Source organism: Aeromicrobium sp. IC_218 (assembly GCF_004336805.1).
Taxonomy (GTDB): Bacteria; Actinomycetota; Actinomycetes; order Propionibacteriales; family Nocardioidaceae; genus Aeromicrobium.
Map to the genome: position 1 here is coordinate 143,196 of NZ_SJXM01000005.1, position 21,282 is coordinate 164,477.

Below are 21,282 nucleotides of genomic sequence, written 5' to 3' on the forward strand. Positions count from 1 at the left end.
TCCCGACGTGGGAACCGGGGCCGTGGCCTCGGACGACGAGCCGGCTACCGCTTCCGGACCACCACCCTGAACGCCTTGCTCGAGCCGGCGACGTTGGTCGAGCCCGCGTAGGTGACGGTGAACCGCTGCGAGCCGGCCTTCTGGCGAGGCAGCCGGAGCACGACCTTGCCGTTCCTGACCGTCCCGCGGGCGACGACCTTGCCGCCGCGGACGACCTGCACCGGCCCCGACACGACCGCGCCGCCGGCGGACACGCGGACCGTCACCTTCGGCCGCGTCGTGGTGGTCACCTTCTTGGGCGACACCGAGACGGACACCGAGGCACGCGCCTTGGCGACCTTCACCACGACCGCCCCGGTGGCCGGGGCAGCCGTCGCGCTGCCCGAGTAGGCGAGCGTCAGGCGGTGGGTCCCGGCGTTGAGCGCCTTCGCCGGGATGGTCAGCGCGACCTTGCCGTTCGCCCCGACCGGCGCGGTGGCCAGTGCCCTCGAGCCGTTCTTGAGCGTCACGGTCCCGCTCACGCCGTCCTCGTTGGTCACGACCGCGGCGACCTTGATCGCCTTGCCGTAGGTGCCGCTCGCCGCCGACCCCTTCACCACCGAGGGCGTCTGGACGCCCTTGACGTACCCGCCGTCGACCGAGGCCTTCACGGTCGCGCCGTCGACGGAGAACGTGTACTTGCCGGCCCCCAGGGTGAACTGGGCGACGGTCAGGCCGTTGCGCTTCGTCATGGCGGTGAAGGTGACGCCGGGGACGTTCTTGAACGACTTCACGTCCGCGGAGACCGGCAGGTACAGCGTCGCCGTGGTGTTGGCCGGGACCGTCGTCGCGTACGAGCTGAGCTTGCCCTTCGAGGCCTTCCAGCTGGACTCGATCGTGCCGTAGCTGGAGGTGAAGCTGCCCTTGAGCGACGTGAAGTCGCCACCGGGCACGGGCTGCAGGACGAAGTCCTTGTAGCCCTTAGCCCCCTCGGACGTGATGCCGAGCTGGTACTCGTACATCCAGGCCTGCGAGGCGCCCAGCGCGAAGTGGTTCTGCGAGTTCATCTGGCTGTTGCCGCCCTGGGCGAGACCGCGCTCGTAGGAGTTCCACAGCTCCCACATCGAGGTGGCGCCCAGCGTGACCGGGTAGAGCCAACTGGCGAACTCGTCGTTGCTGAACAGCTTGTAGGCCGTGTCGCCCTCACCGTTCTTGGTCAGCGCCGGAAGGATGTTCGGCGTGCCGTTGAACCCGGTGGTGATGGTGTACGGCTTGTTGCTCGCCTGCCCGCCGGAGAACAGGCCGGTGCCGGCCAGTGGGCCCTTGCCGTCGTTGCTCTGCGCCGGGTCGGCGATCAGCTGCGCGAGCCGCTTGGTGGCGAACTCCTTGTAGGTGAGCCCGGCGTTCGGACCCGCCTGCACGGTCATCTCGTCGCTGAACAGGTTCAGCGCGAGCGGCGTGGCGTAGGACGCCTGGGAGTCCTGCAGCGTCCGCCCGCTGACCAGGGTGGCCCCGGGCGTGGCGTTGAGCGTGTAGCCCGTCTGCGGGTCGACGTACAGCCGGTTGAAGCTGTCGACGCCCTGCTCGTACCGCGTGCGCAGGGTCTCGGCGTAGTCCTTCTCGCCGATGACGTCGGCCATCTTCGCGGAGATGTCGACGAAGTACAGGTACATCGCCTGGCCGACCATGTGCGCCTGGGTGTTGGCGTCCATGCTGATGTGGTCCGCGTTGCCCGACGTCCGGCTGGTGAGGCCGGGGTAGTCGGCGCTGAGCGCTCCGCCGTCGGCCAGGTAGCCCTCGAGCCACTTCCGGATCGTCGAGAAGTTCTCGCGGATCACCTGCGTGTCGCCGTACTGGGTGTACAGCTGCCACGGCGCCTGGGCGACCGCACCCTCCCAGGTGGGCGACTGCGGGTAGTTCGTCCCGCGGTCACCGGACAGGCTGATGATCGGCACGGTGTCGCCGATGCCGCCGTTGACGCCCTGGGCGTCCCGCAGCGCGATCAGCCACTGGCGCAGGAACGCCTGCGTGTCGGTCGAGTTGTACGTCGCCGACCGGGCGTACGCCTGCAGGTCTCCGGTCCAGCCCATCCGCTCGTTGCGCTGCGGGCAGTCGGTCGGCAGCGAGAAGAAGTTGCCGAGCTGGCTGCGCTGGGCGTTCTTGAAGAACTGGGTGGCCAGCTTGCCCGTGTGGTTGTCGTCGCTGGTGGTCGCCTCGTACGTGCCCTCGGGCATGTCGATGGACGACAGGACGACCCCTTCGACGTTCTTCAGCGGCAGGGCCGTGTCGCGGCCCGGGACGGTGATCTCGATGTACTGGTAGCCGCGGAACGTGAAGTTCGGCTGGATGACCACGTCGCGGTTGGCGTCGGCGGCCGACGCCTCGTAGACGTCCTCAGCCAGGGCGGCCCGGTAGGTGTCGGTCAGGATCTGTCCCGCGACGCCCGGCCGGTAGCTGCCGTTCGGACCGTAGAGGTCCGCGTACGGCTTGGGCTGGGAGACGCGCGGGTCCGGGCCGGGCCACGTCTTGTTCGGGGAGTCGTCGTTGCCGGGGTAGATCGTCTCGCCGAAGCGGAAGATCACCTCGTCACCAGCCTTGAGCGTGCCCTTCGGGATGGTGATCCTCGGGACGCCGACCATGTTGACGCCCATGTCGTACGTCCAGGTGCGGTCGTCGTCGCTGTGCGTCTCGAGCACCCGCTTGGCCGTCAGGCGCTCGACCTCGTGCACCGGGTTGTCCTGGCGGGCGACGATCTCGGGCTTGAGCTCGTTCTTCAGCGCGACGACGTCGGGGGTGGACCACTTGCTGACCAGGGCGTCCTTGTAGGACGTCTTGGTCCAGTTCGCGACGTTCGGCTCCTTGCTCGCGTCGTACGTCACGCCCTGGAAGTTGTCGGCGTAGCGGTTCGGACCGTCGTTGTAGGCCTTCCACGTCGACGGGTCGGTCACGATCGTCTCGGTGCTGCCGTCGGCGTAGGTGACGACCATCTTCGACAGCAGCGCCTCGCTGTCGCCGAACATGTTGTAGTTGTTCGGCGTGAACGTCATGTAGCCCGTCCAGAAGCCCGGGCCGAGCAGCGCACCGACGGCGTTGGTGCCGCCGGAGAGCATGTCCGTCACGTCGTAGGTGTTGTAGTTGAGCGTCTTGGCGTAGGTCGCCATGCCCGGGTTGAGGTAGTCGTCGCTGACCCGGTCGCCGTTGATGAACATCTCGTACGCGCCCTGGGCGGTGACGTACAGCCGCGCCTTGGCGATCTCCTTGGCCGGGTTCAGCCGGAACTCCGAGCGCAGGTGGGTCTGCGCCCCGTAGCTCGGGTCGGCGTACTTCGGGCCGAGCTGGGCGGCCGTGGTCGGGTTGATGCGGATCGTGCCGCCGCTGGTGGTGATGCCCGAGCTCGGCAGCGAGCTGAAGATGCCGTAGCTCGCTCCCGTGCTGGCGTCGAACAGCGTGCGCTTGGCGCTCTGTCCCACGTCCACGAGCTTGTAGTCGCTGACGGTGACGTCGTCCCCGACGTTCTTGACCTGGAAGCCGATCTCGTTGAGGTTCGGGAACGTGTTGTAGTTGTTGCCCGTCGCAAACGTGTGCACGCCGGCGTCGTTGATCGTCGAGTACGGCGACACGTTGAGGTTGTTGTTGGCGGCCGGACGTCCCGCGCCCACCGTCATGGTGGCGGCGGTGAACCCGGTGAGGGGCACCCCGTCGACCGTGAACGTCATCGCGCTGGCGTTCCCCTGGATGCGCAGGGTGTGCTCGGCGTTCTTGTTGGCCGGCGTGAACAGCGTCTTGACCGCCGCTGCGGTGCTGTCGGCGAGCTTGACCGACTTGTACGGCAGGACGTTCGGGTCGCCGTTGTCGTCGTCGGTGGCGTGGTAGCCCTTGCGGTACAGGTTGAGCACGCCGCCGGTGTTGCTGGCGTCGGCCGTCACCCCGGAGAGGTCGAGCTCGGCGCGGATGAAGTTCTCGCCGCCGGGCGCGCCGAAGACGTTGCGGAACTCGCTGGTGAACCGGTCGTCGTTCGCGCCGAACACGAACGAGACGTTGTCGCCGGTGTTGATCGTGAACGTCGTGTTGATGTCGAAGATGGCGGCGGTGCGCGCGTCCAGCTTGGTCTTGGTGCTGCCGATCCACTGCGCGCCGTCCCAGGCGCCGATCTTGCCGCTCATGAGCCCGGTCGAGAACGTCGAGGTCTTCGAGACCGTCTTGACGCCCCGGTGGTCGGTGGAGGTGACGCGCCACCAGTAGTCGGTCTCCGGACGGAGCTTCTGGGCGGAGCTGCCGGTGCCGCCGTAGGTGATGTCGGTGGTCTCGTCGGAGGCGACCGTGCCGCTGTCCCACGCGACGTTCCGGAAGCCCGCGTCGCGCGCGACCTCGATGCGGTAGCTCTTCTGCTTCGCGCCGATGACGTTCGACTCCACGCCCCAGCAGAAGACCGGGTTCGCGTCGTCGATGCCGAGCGGCGCGAACAGGTGGTTGACCTCCAGCCCGTCCACCGTGACCTTCGCCGCCGGCGCCTTCGCCGCCGCCACCGTGCCGGGCGCCGCCGTCGCCGTCGGGGCCACCAGCACCCCGGCGCCGAGCGGCAGGGCCATGCCCCAGGCCACCAGCAGCCTCGTCGTCCTCTTCGTGATCATGATCGCCTCTCGTGCCTCGTGCTGAGTCCCCCAACACGACCAGCCATGGATGCGACGGACCCGATGAGACGTGGGTCACGCCGACTGAAACGGTTCAACCATGAGGTGACGCGCGTCACAAAGTCCACGGAATGACCGCATGTGGCCAGCACGACGACGAACGACGACGACCCGTGTCCGCCCGAGCGGGACACGGGTCGTCGTGGACCAGGGGTGGGTCAGTAGGAGAAGCGGCCCACCAGCTCGCGCAGGTCGCCGGCCATGTGCGAGAGGTCCTCGGCGGCCTCGCGCGTGCTGTCGGCGGCCTCGCGGCTCTCCGCGGCCGAGCGGGCCACGCCCGACACGGTGCCGGCGATCGCCACCGAGCCGTTCGCCGCCTCGGCGACGTTGCGGCTCATCTCGTTGGTGGTCGCGGTCTGCTCCTCCACCGCCGAGGCGATGGTCGTCTGGCTGTCGCTGATCTGGCCGATGACCTCGGAGATCTGGCCGATCGCGGTGACCGCCTCCTCGGTGTCGCCCTGGATGGCCTGCACCCGGCGGGCGATGTCCTCGGTCGCGCGGGCCGTCTCCTGCGCCAGCTCCTTGACCTCGTTGGCGACGACGGCGAAGCCCTTGCCCGCCTCGCCCGCACGCGCCGCCTCGATGGTCGCGTTCAGCGCCAGCAGGTTCGTCTGCTCCGCGATCGAGGTGATGACCTTGACGACGTCGCCGACCTCGGCCGACGAGGTGCCGAGGCGCGCCACGGTCTCGCTGGTGCTGCTGGCCGCGGTCACCGCGCTGGCGGCGATCGTCGCCGCCTCGCTGGCGCTGTGGGCGATCTCGCGGATCGAGGCCGACATCTCCTCGGTGCCCGCCGCGACCGTCTGGACGTTCGTGGAGACCAGGTTGGCCGAGTCGGCCACCAGGCCGGCCTGCGTCGCGGACTCCGCCGCCGAGCCCGACATGGACGCCGAGACACCGGTGAGCCGCTCCGACGCCGCGGCGAGCGCGGTCGCCTGCTCGTCGAGCTGCCGCATCGACGCGCCCAGGGTCTCGAGCACGCCGTTGAGGCCCGTGCTCATGCGGGCGACCTCGTCCTTGCCCGTGGCGTCGGCGCGGACGTCCAGGCGTCCGGTCGCCACCGTCGCGAGCAGCTCGACCATGCGACCGAGGGGACGCGTGACCGAGCGGGTCACCACGACGAGCAGGGCGACGGTCAGCGCGGCGGCGAGCGCCAGCACGCCGAGGTAGAGGGTGCGGCCTGTGGCGACCGTGGACTCCTGCTCGTCCTGCAGGGTCTCCAGCCGCTTCGCGACCGAGGTGCTCAGCGTGTCGGCCTCGCCGTACACGGCCGTCCACGCCTCACCGGCCGCACCACCGTTGATGCTGGCCATGATCGCCGGCAGCGCGTCCAGGCCCTCGCTGCGCAGCTGATCGCGCAGCTTGAGGTCCTCGACGAAGAACTGCTGGAACTGCGCCTCGGCGTTCTCGACCGCCTTCAGCTCGACGGGGGCCAGCACGTCGCGGTCGATGTCGGCGAACATCTTCTCGATGCCGGCCTGTGAGTCGGCGAAGCCGGCGACGTTGTAGGCGTCGTCGGCCAGGCCCTTGCGGACGCCGTTGGCCGCGGCCTCGGCGATGTAGAGCCCCTGCCAGCCGGTCACGTCGTTGATCCGGATGAGCAGGTCGTCGGAGATGCGGCGCGCCTCGTAGGCGTCGGCCAGCTCGGCCTGCTTGTCCTGCGCCCGCTCCTGGGAGACCAGGTCGACCACGATCGCGGCACCCAGCAGGACGCCGCACAACGCGAAGACCGCCCCCAGGCGGACGCCGATCGGACGATCTCGCAGCACACGGTTCAAGCGCATCGGTTGTAAACCCCTCGACGTCGTTGCAGTCCGCACCGGACCATCGACATCCATCGGCATCGTGACCCCGGATCTGACCGGTTCCGGACACCGGAACGCCGACTCGGCTCGGACGGGCCGGGCCTGGGTGGCCCGATCGGGCCGGATGGAACGATTTGGCAGACGGCGCTGACCGCCGCCCCTACCGTGAGGACCTCCATCACCTCGTCGCTAGGACCCCCATGCGTCTCACGCTCCCCCGCGCCGTCCGCCTCGCGGCCGTCGCCACCGTCGCCTCCGCCCTCGTCGTGGGCGGCGCGACCAGCCCGGCGACCGCCGACGACCGCCCGGCCGTGCCGTCGGCAAAGACGTTCGTCGACCACGCGATCAACAGCGGCTCCGAGCTGACCTTCAAGGTCGGCAGCAAGGGCGCCGTCAAGCGCTGGAGCCTGTTCGACGTGTGCGGCACCAAGCTCAGCGGCACCAAGCTGACGTTCAAGAACTCGCGCCTCAAGGCGACCAAGAAGGTCAAGGGCAGCAAGGTCACCTTCGACCTGCACGTGGCGAGCAAGAAGGTCGTCGTCGGCGAGGTGAAGATCAAGGCCAAGGACCGCGACTGCTCGGCCACCTACACCGTCGTCGCCGGCACCAAGGGCGCCTGGAAGGGCGACGGCGAGGCGATCGCCGTCAACACCGTCCTCGCCTACTCCGGCGTCATCGACTGGGCCGCGCGCGACTACAAGTCGAAGACCGGCCGCTTCCCGAGCTCGAAGGCGAAGCTCGTCCGCCACGCCAAGCGCCTCGGCATCACGTCCAGCAAGCAGGTCGGCGAGCGCGTGACCGCCTACGAGTCCAAGCGCAAGGGCAAGGGCTTCGTCGTCACCCTCGGCGCCAAGCGCGGCACCGACGTGCGCGTCGAGTTCAGCTCGTCGTACCGCTTCGACTGGGTGCTCTGACCCGTCGAACGTCCCTGACCACGGGCCCGCACCTCCTCGGTGCGGGCCCGTGGTGCGTCCGTCCCGAGTTCGGCCGAACCGGCCCACGAGCGGGCGCCTCCGGGTTAGCGTGACCGCGCACGTCACCCACCCACGTCCCAAGGAACGTCCATGCGTCTGCTCTCCCTCGGCCGGACGGCCCGCCTCGCGGCGACCGCCCTGGTCGCCAGCACCCTGGCGGTCGTCGGCACCGCCGCGCCGTCGTCCGCCGCCGAGTCCGTCACCCCCGTCGCCCACGTCTTCTGGGACGCCACGGAGGAGAACGGCCTGGCTCTGAAGATGGGGAACAAGGGTCGGATCCACGGCTGGTGGGTCGGGTCCGAGTGCGGTGACGAGTTCCAGGGGCGGTCGGCCAAGCGGTTCCAGCGCTCCAAGACGACCTTCAGCAAGAAGACCAGCCGCGGCAGCGTCAAGATCACGCTGCGCGCGGTCGAGAAGCGACTCATCGTGGGTCACGCGACGGTGAAGGTGAAGGGCAAGCCCGAGTGCTCGAACACCCGCCCGATGATCCTGGGCGACTCCAGCAGCTGGAAGAGCTCCGGTGACGCCTACGCGGTCTCGGAGCTGTTCTTGTACACCGACAGCGTGCGCGGGGCCGCCGAGCAGTACCGCGCCCGCACCGGCAAGTACCCGAGCAGCAAGACGAAGCTGGCCCGCGAGGCCAAGCGCCTGGGCGTCCGGTCGTCGAAGAAGTTCGGCCAGAAGATCGACTCCTACAAGCGCACCCGCAACGGTCGCAGCTACACGCTGCGCACCTCGGGCAAGCGCGTCGACCTCGGCATCGAGATCGGTCCGGCGGCCGGCAGCACGCGCTGGCTCTACTGAGCCACGACGACCGCGTTCACCGACTCGTCATCGAGAGGTCGGACACGGAGGGTGCGCGGGCACCCGGCCGTCCTGTACGGTTGAGGCAGTTGCACGACGTTGTACCCCGGTTTCGAATGCGCCTCCTCGGAGGCACCAGCAGTTCTTCTCCAGGTTGATGTTTGCGCGACCGGCTGCACGCAATACAGCGCGTGGCCCGATTTACCCGAAGGAGAACAACATGGCTACCGGAACTGTGAAGTGGTTCAACGCTGAGAAGGGCTTCGGCTTCATCGCGCCCGACGACGGCGGCGAGGATGTCTTCGCTCACTTCTCCTCGATCCAGTCCAGCGGCTACCGCTCGCTCGACGAGAACCAGAAGGTCGAGTTCGACGTCGAGCAGGGCCAGAAGGGCCTGCAGGCGGCGAACATCCGCCCCATCTGATTCATCTCGAGCAGCTCGCTGCTTGAACGCACGAGGCCCCCGCACCGTCACGGTGCGGGGGCTTCGTCCTTTCCTGGGGCGGTTCAGTCCAGCGAGGCGACCAGTGCGTCGAGCAGCTCCCGCGTGCCGTGCTCGCGCATCGTGCCGTCGTCGAACCCGTCCAGGTGGACGCCCTGCTCGGTGAACGTCAGGCGCGTGCCGGCGTCCGTCGGCTCGAGCGCGATCGTCGTGATCGACGTCGAGATGTGGGCGCCGTCGATCCACATGTCGTACGTGTAGACGATCCGCTGGTGCTCGACGATGTCGGTGTACGTGGAGTGGAAGCGGTGCTCGGGCCCGTCGCCGAACCGCCCGGCGTCCGTGCCGTGCCCGCCCACGCGGAAGTCGTCGGTGAGCTCGGACAGGTCCAGGTCGTCGCTGCCTCCGCCCCACCAGCGCCGCTTGGCGTCGAGATCGGCGAACGCCTGCCAGACGCGCTCGACCGGGTGGGCGACGTCGCGCTCGACGACGAACGTGTGGTGGGTCTGGGACCGCTCGGTGGTGGTGCTCATGAGGACTCCTCGGGTGGTGGTGGGGCGTGCTCGTCCAGGTGCGCCTCGAGCCGGTCGAGCAGGCGCTCGGCCGGCGTGCGGACGTCCGCGATCCAGCGGCCGGCGTCCTCCAGCGCCCCGGGCACGACCCGGAACGTGCGGACGCGACCGACCTTCTGCGAGGCGACCAGCCCGGCGGCCTCCAGCACCTTGAGGTGCTGCAGGACGGCGGGCAGCGACATCTCGAACGGCGCGGCCAGCTCGCTGACCGTCGCCGCCGAACGGCTCAGCCGCGCGACGATCGCGCGTCTGGTCCCGTCGCCGAGGGCACGGAAGACGCTGTCGAGGTCCTCCTGATGGTTAAGCACATCGTTAAGTATTGGCCTCTCGCTCCGGCCCGTCAAGAGCCGGGTGAGACCGGACGTCGCTACGGTGCGGCCATGCCGCTCGTCGCCTGGCCGCTCGCCTTCGTCGCCGCCACCTTCGTCCACCTCGTGCTGAACGTCGCAGGTGCGACGCCGTGGGACTCGGTCACCAAGTGCCTGCTCGCTCCCCTGCTGGCCGGCTGGGTGCTCGCCGCCGGCGGACCGCGCATCGTCGCGCTGGCCCTGCTGTTCTGCGTCGTGGGCGACCTGCTCCTGGAGCTCACCCCGTCGGACACGTGGTTCCTGCCCGGCATGGCCGCGTTCGCCCTGGCCCACATCTGCTTCATCGCGTTCTTCGCCTCGCGCGGCGCCTTCGACCGGCTCGCCGACCACCCGTTGGTCGGCGCCGCCTACCTCGCCGCCGCCGTGGCGCTCGTCGTCTGGCTGTGGGACGGGCTGGAGCCGGGGCTGCGCGTGCCGGTGGCGGTGTACGCGCTGCTGCTCACCACGACCGCCGTGTGCGCGTGGGCGAGCGGACCGGTGGCCGCGGCCGGGGGCCTGCTGTTCCTGGTCTCGGACGCGCTCATCGCGCTGGACGTCGCCGGACGCTGGACGCCGCGGCCCGAGGGGTTCTGGGTCATGCTCACGTACGCGCTGGCGATCGGGCTGCTGACGGCCGGCGTGCTCGGCTCGCGCGCCGACGCCCGGGTGCCGGCCCGGGCCTAGCTCAGACGAGCTGGGGCAGCGGCACGGCCAGTGGCCACCCCGCGCGGTCCTCGACCCGGCGGCCGGCCCGGCGGGCGTAGGCGTTCCAGTCGTCGGCGCGCTCGCCGAACCAGCCGCGCTGGTGGTGCACGAGCGCCTCGAGCGTGACCTCGCCGACCTCGCGGTGACGGGCCCCGATCTCGACCGCGACCTCGCGGGCGGCGACGGCGTCGCAGCGGGCGTCGTGGGCGTCGGCGATCCGGACGCCGTAGTACTCGCAGGCGATGCCGAGCGTGCGCGAGCCGAGCGTGCCGCGGTGCAGGCCCCAGTCGACGACCAGCGGGTCGACCACCAGCAGCCGCGACCAGTCCGGCTGCAGCACGCCCCAGCGCTCGCACTCCGCCCGCAGCATCGTCAGGTCGTAGGCGGCGTTGTAGACGACCAGCCCGACGCCGGCGTCGGCGAGCGTCTGGACCCACTCGGCGATGGCCGAGACCGCCTCGTACGACGCGGGCGCCCCGCGCAGCGTGTCGGCGGTGAGCCCGTGGACGGCCGAGGCCGCAGCCGGAACCTCGACGCCCGGGTCTACGAGTCCGACGACGTCCTCGCCGTGCGGGCCGAGCAGCGCGTAGCTGACGACGCGGTCGGCGTGCGGGTCGACGCCGGTGGTCTCGAAGTCGAGGGAGGCGAGCGGGAGGCGGAACCAGCCGTCGTGCTGGCCGCGCTCGGGGGCGACCGGGACGTGGGCCAGGCACACGACCTGGCGGCTCCCGAAGGCCCCCGTCAGTCGTCCGCTGCCTGCCGGCACCGCCACCGCGCAGGTGGCGCACCATCCGTCGTACGCGTTCGGCTTCACATCGACCTCCTGCCAGCAACCTAGGGGCGGTCACCGACAGGAGGCGGCAGGTCAGGGGGTGTGTCGAGGAGCGTCCGGCGGCGTCTCCGCGTCGCGGCGGGCGATCTGGTCGCGCAGCTCGTGCACCTGCCGGCGGCGGCGCCGGGCCGATCCCAGCAGCGCCGCGGCCACGAGCACCAGCAGCACCGCGACCAGGGCACCGGCCAGCGTGGCGCCGCGGAAGCCGGGCGCGTCGGCCTCCATCAGCGCGCGGCCGTCGAGCGCGGAGTCGTTGGTGCCGAGCACGACGGCGAGCGTGAGCCAGTTGGGCGTCGCCACGAGCAGCGCCAGCACCACCATCGCGGCGCCCGCCCGCCGACCCCAGCGGCGGTTCACCAGCAGCATCGCGAGCAGCGGGACCAGGGTGAACCCGAAGCCGTAGAACAGGCCCCAGGCGATGCCCGAGGACGTCGAGCCCTGGACGCGGTCGGCGATGCGCTCGGCCCACCACTGCGGGAGCGTGGCCGCGGCCAGCACGATGAGCGCCACGAGCAGGGCCGCCAGGACGATCGACCACAGCAGGCGCGCGACCCACCGGCGCTCGCGCCGCGGGGCGGGCGGGACCGGGTCGGTGCGCTCGTCCGCCGGGTCGACGGGACGGGACGGGTCGTCGGTGCTCATGTCGTCATCGTGCCGCGACGGAGCCGGACCCGCCTGCGGAGCGCGGCGTCAGGGCTGCGGGACGCGGCGCCGGGACCCGCGCGTGAACAGGCGGAAGAGCAGCTCCGCGAGCAGGATGCCACCGGTCCCCCACAGGCCGAGGGCGAGGATGCCGCCGTCGCTGTCCGCCCCGGCCTGCAGGCCCAGCCAGAGCATCCCGATGGCCACCATGAGGGCGCTGGACCCCTTCACGTCTCCCCCTCGAGTCGTCGTCGAGACGAGCGTAGGACGGGGCGGGCGCACGCGGGCCCGCTCCGCCCTGCTCGCCGTCAGGACGGGAGCGCCCTCCAGGTCGCGGCGTCCACGACCCCGGTGGCGCGCAGGCCGCGTGACTTCTGGAACCGCTTCACCGCGGTGCGGGTGTGGCCGCCGAAGTAGCCGTTGACCCGGGCGCGCGGCATGCCGAGGGCGACCTGCAGCGTGATGACGTCCCGGCCGATCGAGCGTCCCTTGCTCAGCACGCGACCGGCGAAGTGCTCCTTGGCCAGGCGACCGGCCGCGCCGCGGGTGAGGCCGGCGGTGACGTCCGTGCGGACGTCGGCCGGGCTCAGCGAGGCCCAGGTGGAGTGGTCGAGCACGCCGGTCACGGGCAGGTCCGCGCGCTTCTGGTAGCGGCGTACAGCCTTCCAGGTCCGGGCGTCGAAGGTCCCGGTCTGGCGGACGCGGAGCAGCTTCTGGGCCGCGCGCACCGCGTCGCCGGTGTGGCCGTACGCCCGCTCCGGACGCTTGGAGGTGCGCAGCGCGGAGGTTGGCACGACGTCGCAGGCGCCGACCCGGCGGCGCGTGCTGGGCAGCGCCGCGAACGTGCCGCGGAAGTAGGTGCACGGACCGAGGTCCTGGCGGCTCTTGGCCCGGCCGCGCCAGAACGAGGTGCGCCCGTTCGCGCCGTCCCAGGTGAAGGAGACGTGCACGTGGTCCTCGTGGCCCCACGACGGACGCCAGCCCTCGTCCGCGCGGTACGACGCCCAGATCTTCTTGTTGTAGATGACGTACATGACGCCGAGGCGGCGCGCGTTCTCGCCGTTGCGCCGGGTCAGCCAGGCCAGGAAGTCACCGGCCGCCTTGCGGTCCTTGGACTTCTTCGGGTCGAGCATCCAGTCCCAGGCGCGGCCCTCGAGGTGCTCGGAGTCGGCCGCGCTGCACAGCCGGACGCTGCCGCCGGAGTGCCCGGCGCCGTAGGTGCGCAGCACGAGCTTGCGCAGACGGGCGACGCCGCGCTTCTCGACCGGCGAGCACGACGACTGCGGCACGTAGGCCGGCACCGGGTCGAGGTCGCCGACCAGCCGCGCCGGGGCGCGCAGGCCGTGCGGGTCGCTCGGCATCCGGACCGGATCCTTCGCCTGCGCCGGCGTGCCCGTGGTGACGAGCAGACCGGCGGTCAGCGCGACGGCGAGGGCCGCGGCCCAGCCCCGTCGCGTCCGTCGCGGGGCACCCGAGATTTCCCCTGTCTTCATGCGTACCGATACCCTTTCCTCAACCTCATGCTGCCGCTGCTGACGCTCCACTTCCTCGCTGCAGCGGTGGCCCCTGTCCTGGTCCGCTACCTGCATCGCGGCACGTTCCCCGTGCTGGCGCTGGTGCCGGCCGGGGGGTTCGTCTGGCTGCTGGTGCACGGCCGTCCCGACGGGACGGATCTGGAGCACCACTCCTGGATCGGCACGCTCGGCCTGGACGTGAGCCTCGCGCTCGACCCGTTGCGCTGGACGCTCTCGCTGCTGGTCACGGGCATCGGCGCGCTCGTGCTCGTCTACTGCACCAGCTACTTCCGCGCCGGCGACCCCGGACTGTGGCGCTTCTCGGCGGTCTTCGTCGCCTTCGCCGGTGCGATGCTCGGCCTCGTCCTGTCGGACAACCTGCTGCTGCTCTACGTGTTCTGGGAGCTCACGACCGTCCTGTCGTACCTGCTCGTCGGCCACAACCCCGAGCGCAGCGCCAACCGTCGTGCCGCCATGACCGCGCTGCTCGTCACCACCTTCGGCGGCCTGGCGATGCTGGTCGGCTTCATCCTGCTCGGCGAGCACGCCGGCACCTACTCGGCCGCCGCGCTCGTGGCCGACCCGCCGGCGTCCGGGCCGCTCGTCACCGTCGCGATCATGCTCGTGCTGGTCGGCGCGGTGTCGAAGTCGGCGCTGGTCCCGTTCCACTTCTGGCTGCCCGGCGCCATGGCCGCGCCGACGCCGGTGAGCGCCTACCTGCACGCCGCGGCGATGGTGAAGGCGGGCATCTTCCTGGTGGCGCTGCTCGCGCCGGCCTACGCCGACACCCCCGGCTGGCGGGCGGTGCTCGTGTCGCTGGGCCTGCTGACGATGATGGTCGGCGGCCTGCGGGCGCTGCGCCAGTACGACGCGAAGCTGCTGCTCGCCTACGGCACCGTGAGCCAGCTCGGCTTCCTCATGACCCTCGTCGGGCTCGGCACCCGCTCGGCCGCCCTCGCCGGCCTGGCGCTGGTGCTCGGCCACGCGCTGTTCAAGGCGACGCTGTTCATGGTCGTCGGCGTGGTCGACCGCTCCACCGGCACCCGCGACATCCGCCAGCTGTCCGGCCTGCACCGCCGGATGCCCGTGCTCATGGTCGTCGCCGTCATCGGCGCCGCGTCGATGGCCGGCGTGCCGCCGCTGCTCGGCTTCCTGTCCAAGGAGGCCGCGTTCGCCGCCGCCGAGGACCTCGGGCACGACCTGGGCTGGACCGTCGCCGGACCCCTCACGCTGGCCGGCCTCACGCTCGGCTCGATCCTGACCGTCGCCTACGCGGCGCGCTTCGTGTGGGGCGTCTTCGGGCCGGCGCCGGGCGTCGACCCGTGCTCGATCAAGCGTCCGAGCTACTGGCTGGTCGCGGCGCCCGCCGTGCTCGCGGTCGCCAGCGTCGTGCTCGGCCTGCTCGGCGGTCCGCTCACCGAGCTGCTCGCGCCCCACGCGGACGTCTTCCCCGCCGGCGCCCACGAGCCGGAGCTGACCCTCTGGCACGGCGTGACCGTCCCGCTCATGCTGTCGGTGCTGGTGCTGGTGCTGGGCGTCGCGCTGTTCGTCGCGCGCCACCCCGTGGCCGCCGTCCAGCACGCCGTCGTCGACCGGGTGCCGATGCCGGACGCCGAGCGCGGCTACCAGCTCGTGCTCCGCGGGGTCGACCGTCTGGCCATCGAGCTGACCGGACGCACGCAGCGCGGCTCGCTGCCCTTCTACCTCGGCTCGATCCTGGTCGTCGTGGCCGCCGTGCCGGGCACGGCGCTGCTGCTGGCCTGGGAGCCGACCGACGTCCGCGTCGCCGACTCCCCCGCCCAGGTGGTCGTGGCCGTCGTCATGGCCATCGCCGCCGTCATGACCGTGCGGTCGCGCCGCCGGCTGCGCGCGGTGCTGCTGGCCGGCATCACCGGATACGGCACGGCGCTGCTGTTCGACCTGCACGGCGCCCCCGACCTGGCCCTGACCCAGGTGCTCGTCGAGACCTTCGTGCTCGTTACCTTCGTGCTCGTGCTCCGCCGCCTGCCGCAGCACTTCTCAACCCGCCCGTTCACGCTCTCGCGCTGGGTGCGCGTGGCCATCGGCGTCATGAGCGGCGTGCTCGTCGCCGGCCTGGCCTACGTCGCGTCCGGCGCCCGTGTGGCCGACCCGATTTCGGACGGCTTCGCCAAGCCGGCCAAGGAGTACGGCGGCGGCTCGAACATCGTCAACGTCACGCTGGTCGACATCCGCGCCTGGGACACGCTCGGCGAGCTGTCCGTGCTCGTCGTGGCCGCCACCGGCATCGCCAGCCTGATCTTCCTCATCACCGACCGCGCCACGCTGCCGACCACGCGCAAGCCCGGCCACGACTCGGCCTGGCTGCGCAACCCCAGCCTCCCGCCGGAGCGCCGCTCGATCGTGTTCGAGGTCGTGACCCGGCTGATCTTCCACGCCGTCATCGTCTTCTCGGTCTACCTGGCCCTGGTCGGCCACGAGCTGCCCGGCGGCGGGTTCGCCGGCGGCCTGGTCGCCGGCCTGGCCCTCATGCTGCGCTACCTGGCCGGCGGGCGCCGCGAGCTCGACGCCGCCGCGCCCATCGACGCCGGCGTCGTGCTCGGCGTCGGCCTCGCCCTGGCCGCGGCGTCCGGCCTGCTGCCGACGCTGCTGGGCGGCGGCGTGCTGCAGAGCGCCATCGTCGACGTCCACATCCCGGTGCTCGGCACCCTGCACCTGGTGACGTCGGTGTTCTTCGACCTCGGCGTGTACCTGGTCGTCGTCGGGCTCGCCCTGGACGTGCTGCGCAGCCTCGGCGGCGGCATCGATAAGGACATCGAGACCGACCACGACGACGCCCAGGACGACGAACGAGAGGAGGTGCGCCCATGAGCCCGAGCCTGACCCTCGTGCTGCTGGTCGGCGTGCTCGTCGCGTGCGGCGTGACGCTGATCCTCGAGCGCAGCCTGTCGCGCATCCTGGTCGGCTTCGTGCTGCTGGGCAACGCGGTCAACATCCTGCTGCTGCTCGTGTCCGGCCCGGCCGGCGCGCCCCCGATCGTCGGCCTCAGCGACGACGAGATGGCCGACCCGCTCCCCCAGGCCATGGCGCTGACCGCCATCGTCATCACGCTCGGCACCACCGCGTTCGGCCTGGCCCTGGCCTACCGGGCCTGGCAGCTGCGCGGCACCGACGACGTCCAGGACGACGTCGAGGACGACCTGATCCGCCGGCGCGCCGAGCGCGACGAGGTCTCCTCGACGTTCGAGGAGGCCGCGCCCGGCGCCGTGCCCGACGAGGAAGGTGCCGACCAGTGATCGACCAGGTCGTGCTGCTGCCGGTGATCATGCCGCTGCTCGGGGCGGGGCTCTGCCTCGTGCTGGGCCGGTCGGCGGCCGCCCAGCGCCTCGTCTCCGTCATCGTGCTGGCGCTCGTCGTCGCCGTGGCCGGGTTCCTGCTGCACCGGGCCGACACCGTGGGGCCGCAGTCCGTGGACGTCGGCGGCTGGCCGGCGGGCATCGGCATCAGCCTGGTCGCCGACCGGCTCTCCGCGCTGCTGCTGCTCGTCTCGGCCGTCGTCACCCTCTGCGTCCTGCTGTACTCGCTCGGCCAGGGCGTCGCCGAGTACGGCCGTGCGACGCCGCTCTCGGTCTTCCACCCGACGTTCCTCGTGCTGAGCGCCGGCGTCTCCAACGCCTTCCTCTCCGCCGACCTGTTCAACCTGTTCGTCGGCTTCGAGATCCTGCTGGTGTCGTCGTACGTGCTCATCACGCTCGGCGGCACGGACGCCCGCGTGCGGGCGGGCACCATCTACATCGTCGTCAGCCTGCTGTCGTCGGTGCTGTTCCTGGTCGCCATCGCCTGCGTCTACGCGGCCTGCGGCACGGTGAACTTCGCCGAGCTCGCGCTGCGCATGCCGGACGTCGCCCTGCCCGTGCAGCACGTGCTCCAGCTGCTGCTGCTGTCGGTGTTCGCGATCAAGGCCGCGGTGTTCCCGATGTCGGCCTGGCTTCCCGACTCCTACCCGACCGCGCCGGCACCGGTCACGGCGGTGTTCGCGGGCCTGCTCACCAAGGTGGGCGTCTACGCGATCATCCGCACGCAGACGCTGATCTTCCCCGACTCGGGCATGAACGACCTGCTGATGTGGGCGGCGATCCTGACGATGCTCATCGGCATCCTCGGCGCGGTCGCGCAGTCCGACATCAAGCGTCTGCTGTCGTTCACCCTGGTCAGCCACATCGGCTACATGCTGCTCGGCGTGGCCGTCGGCACCGAGCTCGGGCTCACCGGCTCGATCTTCTACGTCGCCCACCACATCACCGTGCAGACGACGCTGTTCCTCGTCGCGGGCCTCATCGAGTACCGCAGCGGCACCACCAGCCTGGACAAGCTCGGCGGCCTGGCCCGGGCCGCGCCGGTGCTGGCGGTGATGTTCTTCGTCCCCGCCATGAACCTGGCCGGCATCCCGCCGCTGTCGGGCTTCCTGGGCAAGCTCGCCCTGGTGCAGGCCACCGCGGACCTGTCCGGGTTCCTGCCCGCGCTGGCCATCGGCGTCGCCATCGCGACCAGCCTGCTGACGCTGTGGGCCGTCGCCAAGGCCTGGAACCGCGCGTTCTGGCAGCCGGCACCCGAGGAGTCGGTCGACCGCGACCACACCGACTCGCTGCACGGCCACGGCCGTCCGGCCGCCGGCGACCTGCGCACGTCCGACATCGTCGAGGCGGTCGAGGACACCCGCCTGCCGCGCAGCATGGCCGTGCCGACGCTCCTGCTGGTCGTCGTCGGCCTGGCGTTGACCGTGCTCGCCGGCCCGCTGTTCGCGCTCACCGAGCGCGCCGCCGCCGAGACCCTCGACCGCAGCCCGTACGTCGAGACTGTCCTGGGGAGCGAGCGATGACCGCCCGGCTGCTGTTCACCGGCGGGCTGACCGTGCTGTGGCTGATGCTGTGGGGCTCGGTCACCCCGCTCGCCGTCGTCGGTGGCGTGCTGGTCGCCACGCTGGCCATGGTCGCGTTCCCGTTCCCGACGATGACCTGGGACGTGACCTTCCGGCCGTGGCCGTTCGTCGTGCTGACCGCCCGCTTCTTCGCCGACGTGCTGCGGGCCAGCGTCCAGGTCGCCTGGCTGGCCGTCCGCCCGGCCCGGCCGCCACGCAGCGCGATCGTCGAGGTGCAGCTGCAGACCCGCTCGGAGCTGGTCATGACCCAGATCGCCGAGATGATCTCGCTCGTCCCGGGCTCGCTGCTGGTCGAGACCGACCCCGACACCGGGCGGCTGTGGCTGCACGTGCTCGACGGCCACGACGAGGAGGCGGTGGCGCACGCGCACCGCATGGCCGCCGAGCAGGAGCGACGCGTGCTGCGCGCGTTCGCGACCGACGCCGACCTGGCCGAGAACGGGCACCCCGAGGAGGCCGCGTGACCACCGTCGCCGTCGTCTGCACCGCCATCCTGGGCCTCAGCGCCCTGGTGGCCGTCGTCCGCATCGTCCGCGGCCCGTCCATGCTCGACCGGGCCGTCGCCACCGACACGTTCATCGCCATGATGGCCGCCGCCATCGGCATCGAGGCGGTCGCCAACGACCGCACGGTGACGCTGCCGATCCTGGTCGCCCTCGCGCTCATCGGCTTCCTCGGGTCGGTGGCCGTGGCGCGTTTCGCCGTCCGTCCGGAGGAGGAGGCATGATCGACGTCGTCGCCGCGGTGCTGCTGGTCACCGGCTCGCTCATGTCGCTGACCGCCGCGATCGGGCTGGTGCGCTTCCCCGACGTGCTCACGCGCATGCACGCGGCTACCAAGCCGCAGACCGTCGGCCTGCTGCTGATCCTGGCCGGCATCGCCGCGCACTTCCACACCCTGCCGGTCATCGCGATGGTGTCGCTGGTCGCCGTGTTCCAGCTCGTGACCGCGCCGGTCGCCGCGCACATGGTGGCGCGCAACGCCTACCGCGCCGGCATGCACGACTCGCGCCAGCTGACCGTCGACGAGCTCGCCGACGGCTGAGCCCCCAGGTTCGTGGCCTCCGCCGAGAGCCGTGCCGAGGTAGCGTCCGGGCCATGCTGACCTACGCGCACTGCGTCCCCGGCCTCGAGCCGGCGCTGGACGTGCTGGGCGACCTGGTCGCGAGCGGTGCCGAGCCGGGCGCCGGGGTGAGCGTCCTCGTGGCCGGACGCGAGGTGCTGGCCGCCGGCGGCGGCACCCAGGACGCCGCGGGCCGGACGCCGTGGTCGGAGCGGACGCTCGTCCAGACCTACTCGACCGGCAAGCCGCTGGTCGCCGTCGCTGCCCTCCTCGCCGTCCGCGACCGCTGCCTGACGCTCGACGACCCGCTCGTCACCTGGTGGCCGGCGTACCGCGACCATCCCGAGGGCGCCACGACCCTGCGGCACGTGCTGTCGCACACCGCCGGCAAGCCCGTCTTCGGCCCGGACGCCGAGCACGTCCCGCCGCACCGGGCCGACGCGCTCGTCGACGTCCTGGCAGGACAGGCGCCCGCCACCGTGCCGGGCCAGCAGCTGGCCGAGCACGCGTCCACCTACGGGCACCTGGTCGACGGGCTGCTCGCCGCCGCCGGCGCACCGTCCGTCCGCGACCGCACCCGCCAGGTGGCCGCCGCGCTGGGCGTGGAGCTGTGGTTCGGCGTCGAGCCCGGCGACCTGGACCGCGTGGCCGACCTCGAGCCGCTCGCCGACGGGTGGGCGGACGGCTACCTGGCCGACCCGTTCGCGCGGGACGCCCTCACGCGTCCGCCCGGCCTGCTCGACCCCGCCTACCTCCGCACCGAGGCCTGGCGGCGCACCTCGTTCCCCGCCGTCGGCCTGCACGCCGACGCCCGGGGCCTGGCCGCCTTCTACGACGACCTGTCGCGCGAGGACGGCGTGCTCGCCGGGCTGCTCGGCGCGGACCTGCGCGCGGAGATGCTGCGCCCCCAGGCGTCCGGACCGGACGCCTTCCTGCGTCGCGACGCAGAATGGTCGCTCGGGTTCAACGTCGAGGGCGGCGAGGTCGGCATGGGCGGCATCGGCGGCTCGTCCGCGTGGTGGTCGCCCGCCCACGGCTACGCGATGGCCTACGTGACCCGCGGCCTGCTCGACCACGCCCGCGTGGACGCCGTCGCCACCGCCGTCGAGCAGCACCTCGCCGACGCCGTCGGGGGCGTTCGATAGGTTCGTCCGGTGCGCATCGCCACCTGGAACGTGAACTCCGTCCGCACCCGCATCGACCGGGTGACCGCCTTCCTGCAGCGTCACGACGTCGACGTCCTGGCCCTGCAGGAGACCAAGTGCCGGGACGACCAGTTCCCGGCGCTGCCGCTCCACGAGCTGGGCTACGAGACCGCCCACGTCGGGCTCGACCAGTGGAACGGCGTCGCGCTGATCTCGCGCGTCGGGCTGGACGACGTGCGCACCCAGTTCGCGCCCGAGCAGCCGCTGTTCGGCGCCGACGCCCCGGTGCTCGAGGCGCGCTCGATCGGGGCGGTCTGCGGCGGCGTCGAGGTCTGGAGCCTGTACGTGCCGAACGGCCGCGAGCTCGACCACCCGCACTACCACTACAAGCTCGCCTGGCTCGAGCAGCTGCGCGCCACGGCGGCCCAGTGGCTGGCCGACGACCCGGGCAAGCAGGTCGCGCTCACCGGCGACTGGAACATCGCGCCGCAGGACGAGGACGTCTGGGACATGGCCGCCTTCGAGGGCAGCACCCACGTCTCCGAGCCCGAGCGGGCCGCGTTCCGCAGCGTCCTGGACGCCGGCTTCACCGACGTCGTCCGGCCGTACACCGAGGGCGCCTACACGTACTGGGACTACCAGCGCCTCGCGTTCCCCAAGCGCATGGGCATGCGGATCGACTTCATCCTCGCCTCGCAGGCGCTCGCCGCCCGCGTGAACGGCGCGATGATCGACCGCGAGGAGCGCAAGGGCAAGGGCGCGTCCGACCACGCCCCGGTCATCGTCGACCTGGACTGAGACCTCGTCCGGTCCCTGAGCCTGTCGAAGGGACGTACCGACGCCGAGTCTG

The 21,282-nt window shown here is 71.6% G+C and carries 20 protein-coding genes; 12 read left to right on the forward strand and 8 right to left on the reverse strand.

What is annotated here, in order from left to right; all coding sequences use genetic code 11:
* Positions 1 to 44: 44 nt before the first annotated feature.
* Entirely contained in the window at positions 45 to 4,610 is a 4,566-nt protein-coding gene (locus E0W78_RS08045; protein WP_131403345.1) for a family 78 glycoside hydrolase catalytic domain, read from the reverse strand.
* 218 nt (positions 4,611 to 4,828) lie between these two features.
* Positions 4,829 to 6,454, reverse strand: coding sequence for a methyl-accepting chemotaxis protein (locus E0W78_RS08050; RefSeq protein WP_131403346.1), 1,626 nt, complete (start codon positions 6,452 to 6,454; stop codon positions 4,829 to 4,831).
* A 221-nt stretch (positions 6,455 to 6,675) separates the two neighbouring features.
* Between E0W78_RS08050 and E0W78_RS08055 the strand changes: the two genes are divergently transcribed.
* The 3 genes from E0W78_RS08055 (at position 6,676) to E0W78_RS08065 (ending at position 8,677) form a co-directional block, all read left to right on the forward strand.
* A complete protein-coding gene (locus tag E0W78_RS08055; protein WP_131403347.1) occupies positions 6,676 to 7,389 on the forward strand; it encodes a hypothetical protein in 714 nt (237 codons plus the stop codon).
* A 150-nt stretch (positions 7,390 to 7,539) separates the two neighbouring features.
* Positions 7,540 to 8,253, forward strand: a complete 714-nt coding sequence (locus E0W78_RS08060) for a hypothetical protein (protein ID WP_131403348.1) — start codon at positions 7,540 to 7,542, stop codon at positions 8,251 to 8,253.
* A gap of 220 nt (positions 8,254 to 8,473) precedes the next feature.
* Positions 8,474 to 8,677 carry a cold-shock protein gene (locus E0W78_RS08065; RefSeq protein WP_019144588.1) on the forward strand — a complete coding sequence of 68 codons (204 nt, stop codon included), beginning with the start codon at positions 8,474 to 8,476 and terminating at the stop codon, positions 8,675 to 8,677.
* Between the two features lie 83 nt (positions 8,678 to 8,760).
* On the opposite strand, the gene E0W78_RS08070 is transcribed toward E0W78_RS08065, so the two are convergent.
* Positions 8,761 to 9,228: an SRPBCC family protein gene (locus E0W78_RS08070; RefSeq protein ID WP_131403349.1), complete on the reverse strand. Its 468-nt coding sequence runs from the start codon at positions 9,226 to 9,228 to the stop codon at positions 8,761 to 8,763.
* Positions 9,225 to 9,575 (reverse strand): metalloregulator ArsR/SmtB family transcription factor, encoded by a 351-nt coding sequence (locus tag E0W78_RS08075; protein ID WP_131403350.1) that lies wholly within the window; start codon positions 9,573 to 9,575, stop codon positions 9,225 to 9,227. Before E0W78_RS08075 ends, E0W78_RS08070 begins: the two co-directional genes overlap by 4 nt.
* A 72-nt stretch (positions 9,576 to 9,647) precedes the next feature.
* Here E0W78_RS08075 and E0W78_RS08080 point away from each other — a divergent pair, with 72 nt between their 5' ends.
* Entirely contained in the window at positions 9,648 to 10,298 is a 651-nt protein-coding gene (locus E0W78_RS08080) for a lysoplasmalogenase (protein ID WP_131403351.1), read from the forward strand.
* A 1-nt stretch (position 10,299) separates the two neighbouring features.
* On the opposite strand, the gene E0W78_RS08085 is transcribed toward E0W78_RS08080, so the two are convergent.
* From E0W78_RS08085 to E0W78_RS08100, 4 genes are all read right to left on the reverse strand, one after another.
* A complete protein-coding gene (locus tag E0W78_RS08085; RefSeq protein ID WP_131403352.1) occupies positions 10,300 to 11,133 on the reverse strand; it encodes an exonuclease domain-containing protein in 834 nt (277 codons plus the stop codon).
* A gap of 51 nt (positions 11,134 to 11,184) precedes the next feature.
* Complete coding sequence (locus E0W78_RS08090) at positions 11,185 to 11,793, reverse strand: permease (protein WP_131403353.1); 609 nt, start codon at positions 11,791 to 11,793, stop codon at positions 11,185 to 11,187.
* A 48-nt stretch (positions 11,794 to 11,841) separates the two neighbouring features.
* Complete coding sequence (locus E0W78_RS08095; RefSeq protein WP_131403354.1) at positions 11,842 to 12,024, reverse strand: hypothetical protein; 183 nt, start codon at positions 12,022 to 12,024, stop codon at positions 11,842 to 11,844.
* A gap of 77 nt (positions 12,025 to 12,101) precedes the next feature.
* On the reverse strand, positions 12,102 to 13,286 hold the full coding sequence (locus tag E0W78_RS08100) for a peptidoglycan-binding protein (protein ID WP_131403355.1): 1,185 nt from the start codon (positions 13,284 to 13,286) through the stop codon (positions 12,102 to 12,104).
* Between the two features lie 27 nt (positions 13,287 to 13,313).
* On the opposite strand from E0W78_RS08100, the gene E0W78_RS08105 reads away from it, so the two are divergent.
* From E0W78_RS08105 to E0W78_RS08140, 8 genes are read left to right on the forward strand one after another with little or no spacing between them, the layout of a single operon-like run.
* On the forward strand, positions 13,314 to 16,157 hold the full coding sequence (locus E0W78_RS08105) for a Na+/H+ antiporter subunit A (protein WP_131403356.1): 2,844 nt from the start codon (positions 13,314 to 13,316) through the stop codon (positions 16,155 to 16,157).
* Positions 16,154 to 16,582, forward strand: coding sequence for a Na(+)/H(+) antiporter subunit C (locus E0W78_RS08110; RefSeq protein ID WP_131403357.1), 429 nt, complete (start codon positions 16,154 to 16,156; stop codon positions 16,580 to 16,582). Before E0W78_RS08105 ends, E0W78_RS08110 begins: the two co-directional genes overlap by 4 nt.
* Positions 16,579 to 18,165: a Na+/H+ antiporter subunit D gene (locus E0W78_RS08115; RefSeq protein WP_242686276.1), complete on the forward strand. Its 1,587-nt coding sequence runs from the start codon at positions 16,579 to 16,581 to the stop codon at positions 18,163 to 18,165. The genes E0W78_RS08110 and E0W78_RS08115 overlap by 4 nt, the downstream gene beginning before the upstream one ends.
* Positions 18,162 to 18,689 (forward strand): Na+/H+ antiporter subunit E, encoded by a 528-nt coding sequence (locus tag E0W78_RS08120; protein ID WP_131403358.1) that lies wholly within the window; start codon positions 18,162 to 18,164, stop codon positions 18,687 to 18,689. The genes E0W78_RS08115 and E0W78_RS08120 overlap by 4 nt, the downstream gene beginning before the upstream one ends.
* Complete coding sequence (locus tag E0W78_RS08125; protein WP_131403359.1) at positions 18,686 to 18,952, forward strand: monovalent cation/H+ antiporter complex subunit F; 267 nt, start codon at positions 18,686 to 18,688, stop codon at positions 18,950 to 18,952. Before E0W78_RS08120 ends, E0W78_RS08125 begins: the two co-directional genes overlap by 4 nt.
* Positions 18,949 to 19,269, forward strand: coding sequence for a monovalent cation/H(+) antiporter subunit G (gene mnhG, locus E0W78_RS08130; RefSeq protein WP_131403360.1), 321 nt, complete (start codon positions 18,949 to 18,951; stop codon positions 19,267 to 19,269). Before E0W78_RS08125 ends, mnhG begins: the two co-directional genes overlap by 4 nt.
* 53 nt (positions 19,270 to 19,322) lie before the next feature.
* Positions 19,323 to 20,432: a serine hydrolase domain-containing protein gene (locus E0W78_RS08135; protein WP_131403361.1), complete on the forward strand. Its 1,110-nt coding sequence runs from the start codon at positions 19,323 to 19,325 to the stop codon at positions 20,430 to 20,432.
* A 9-nt stretch (positions 20,433 to 20,441) separates the two neighbouring features.
* The gene (locus tag E0W78_RS08140; protein ID WP_131403362.1) at positions 20,442 to 21,230 is read left to right on the forward strand and encodes an exodeoxyribonuclease III; all 789 of its coding nucleotides are present in this window, start codon (positions 20,442 to 20,444) and stop codon (positions 21,228 to 21,230) included.
* Positions 21,231 to 21,282 lie beyond the last annotated feature (52 nt).

Coding starts and splice junctions, on each gene's coding strand:
- E0W78_RS08045 (WP_131403345.1), bottom strand. CDS start 4,610: ATGATCACGAAGAGGACGACGAGGCTGCTGGTGGCCTGGGGCATGGCC.
- E0W78_RS08050 (WP_131403346.1), bottom strand. CDS start 6,454: ATGCGCTTGAACCGTGTGCTGCGAGATCGTCCGATCGGCGTCCGCCTG.
- E0W78_RS08055 (WP_131403347.1), top strand. CDS start 6,676: ATGCGTCTCACGCTCCCCCGCGCCGTCCGCCTCGCGGCCGTCGCCACC.
- E0W78_RS08060 (WP_131403348.1), top strand. CDS start 7,540: ATGCGTCTGCTCTCCCTCGGCCGGACGGCCCGCCTCGCGGCGACCGCC.
- E0W78_RS08065 (WP_019144588.1), top strand. CDS start 8,474: ATGGCTACCGGAACTGTGAAGTGGTTCAACGCTGAGAAGGGCTTCGGC.
- E0W78_RS08070 (WP_131403349.1), bottom strand. CDS start 9,228: ATGAGCACCACCACCGAGCGGTCCCAGACCCACCACACGTTCGTCGTC.
- E0W78_RS08080 (WP_131403351.1), top strand. CDS start 9,648: ATGCCGCTCGTCGCCTGGCCGCTCGCCTTCGTCGCCGCCACCTTCGTC.
- E0W78_RS08090 (WP_131403353.1), bottom strand. CDS start 11,793: ATGAGCACCGACGACCCGTCCCGTCCCGTCGACCCGGCGGACGAGCGC.
- E0W78_RS08100 (WP_131403355.1), bottom strand. CDS start 13,286: ATGAAGACAGGGGAAATCTCGGGTGCCCCGCGACGGACGCGACGGGGC.
- E0W78_RS08105 (WP_131403356.1), top strand. CDS start 13,314: ATGCTGCCGCTGCTGACGCTCCACTTCCTCGCTGCAGCGGTGGCCCCT.
- E0W78_RS08110 (WP_131403357.1), top strand. CDS start 16,154: ATGAGCCCGAGCCTGACCCTCGTGCTGCTGGTCGGCGTGCTCGTCGCG.
- E0W78_RS08120 (WP_131403358.1), top strand. CDS start 18,162: ATGACCGCCCGGCTGCTGTTCACCGGCGGGCTGACCGTGCTGTGGCTG.
- mnhG (WP_131403360.1), top strand. CDS start 18,949: ATGATCGACGTCGTCGCCGCGGTGCTGCTGGTCACCGGCTCGCTCATG.
- E0W78_RS08135 (WP_131403361.1), top strand. CDS start 19,323: ATGCTGACCTACGCGCACTGCGTCCCCGGCCTCGAGCCGGCGCTGGAC.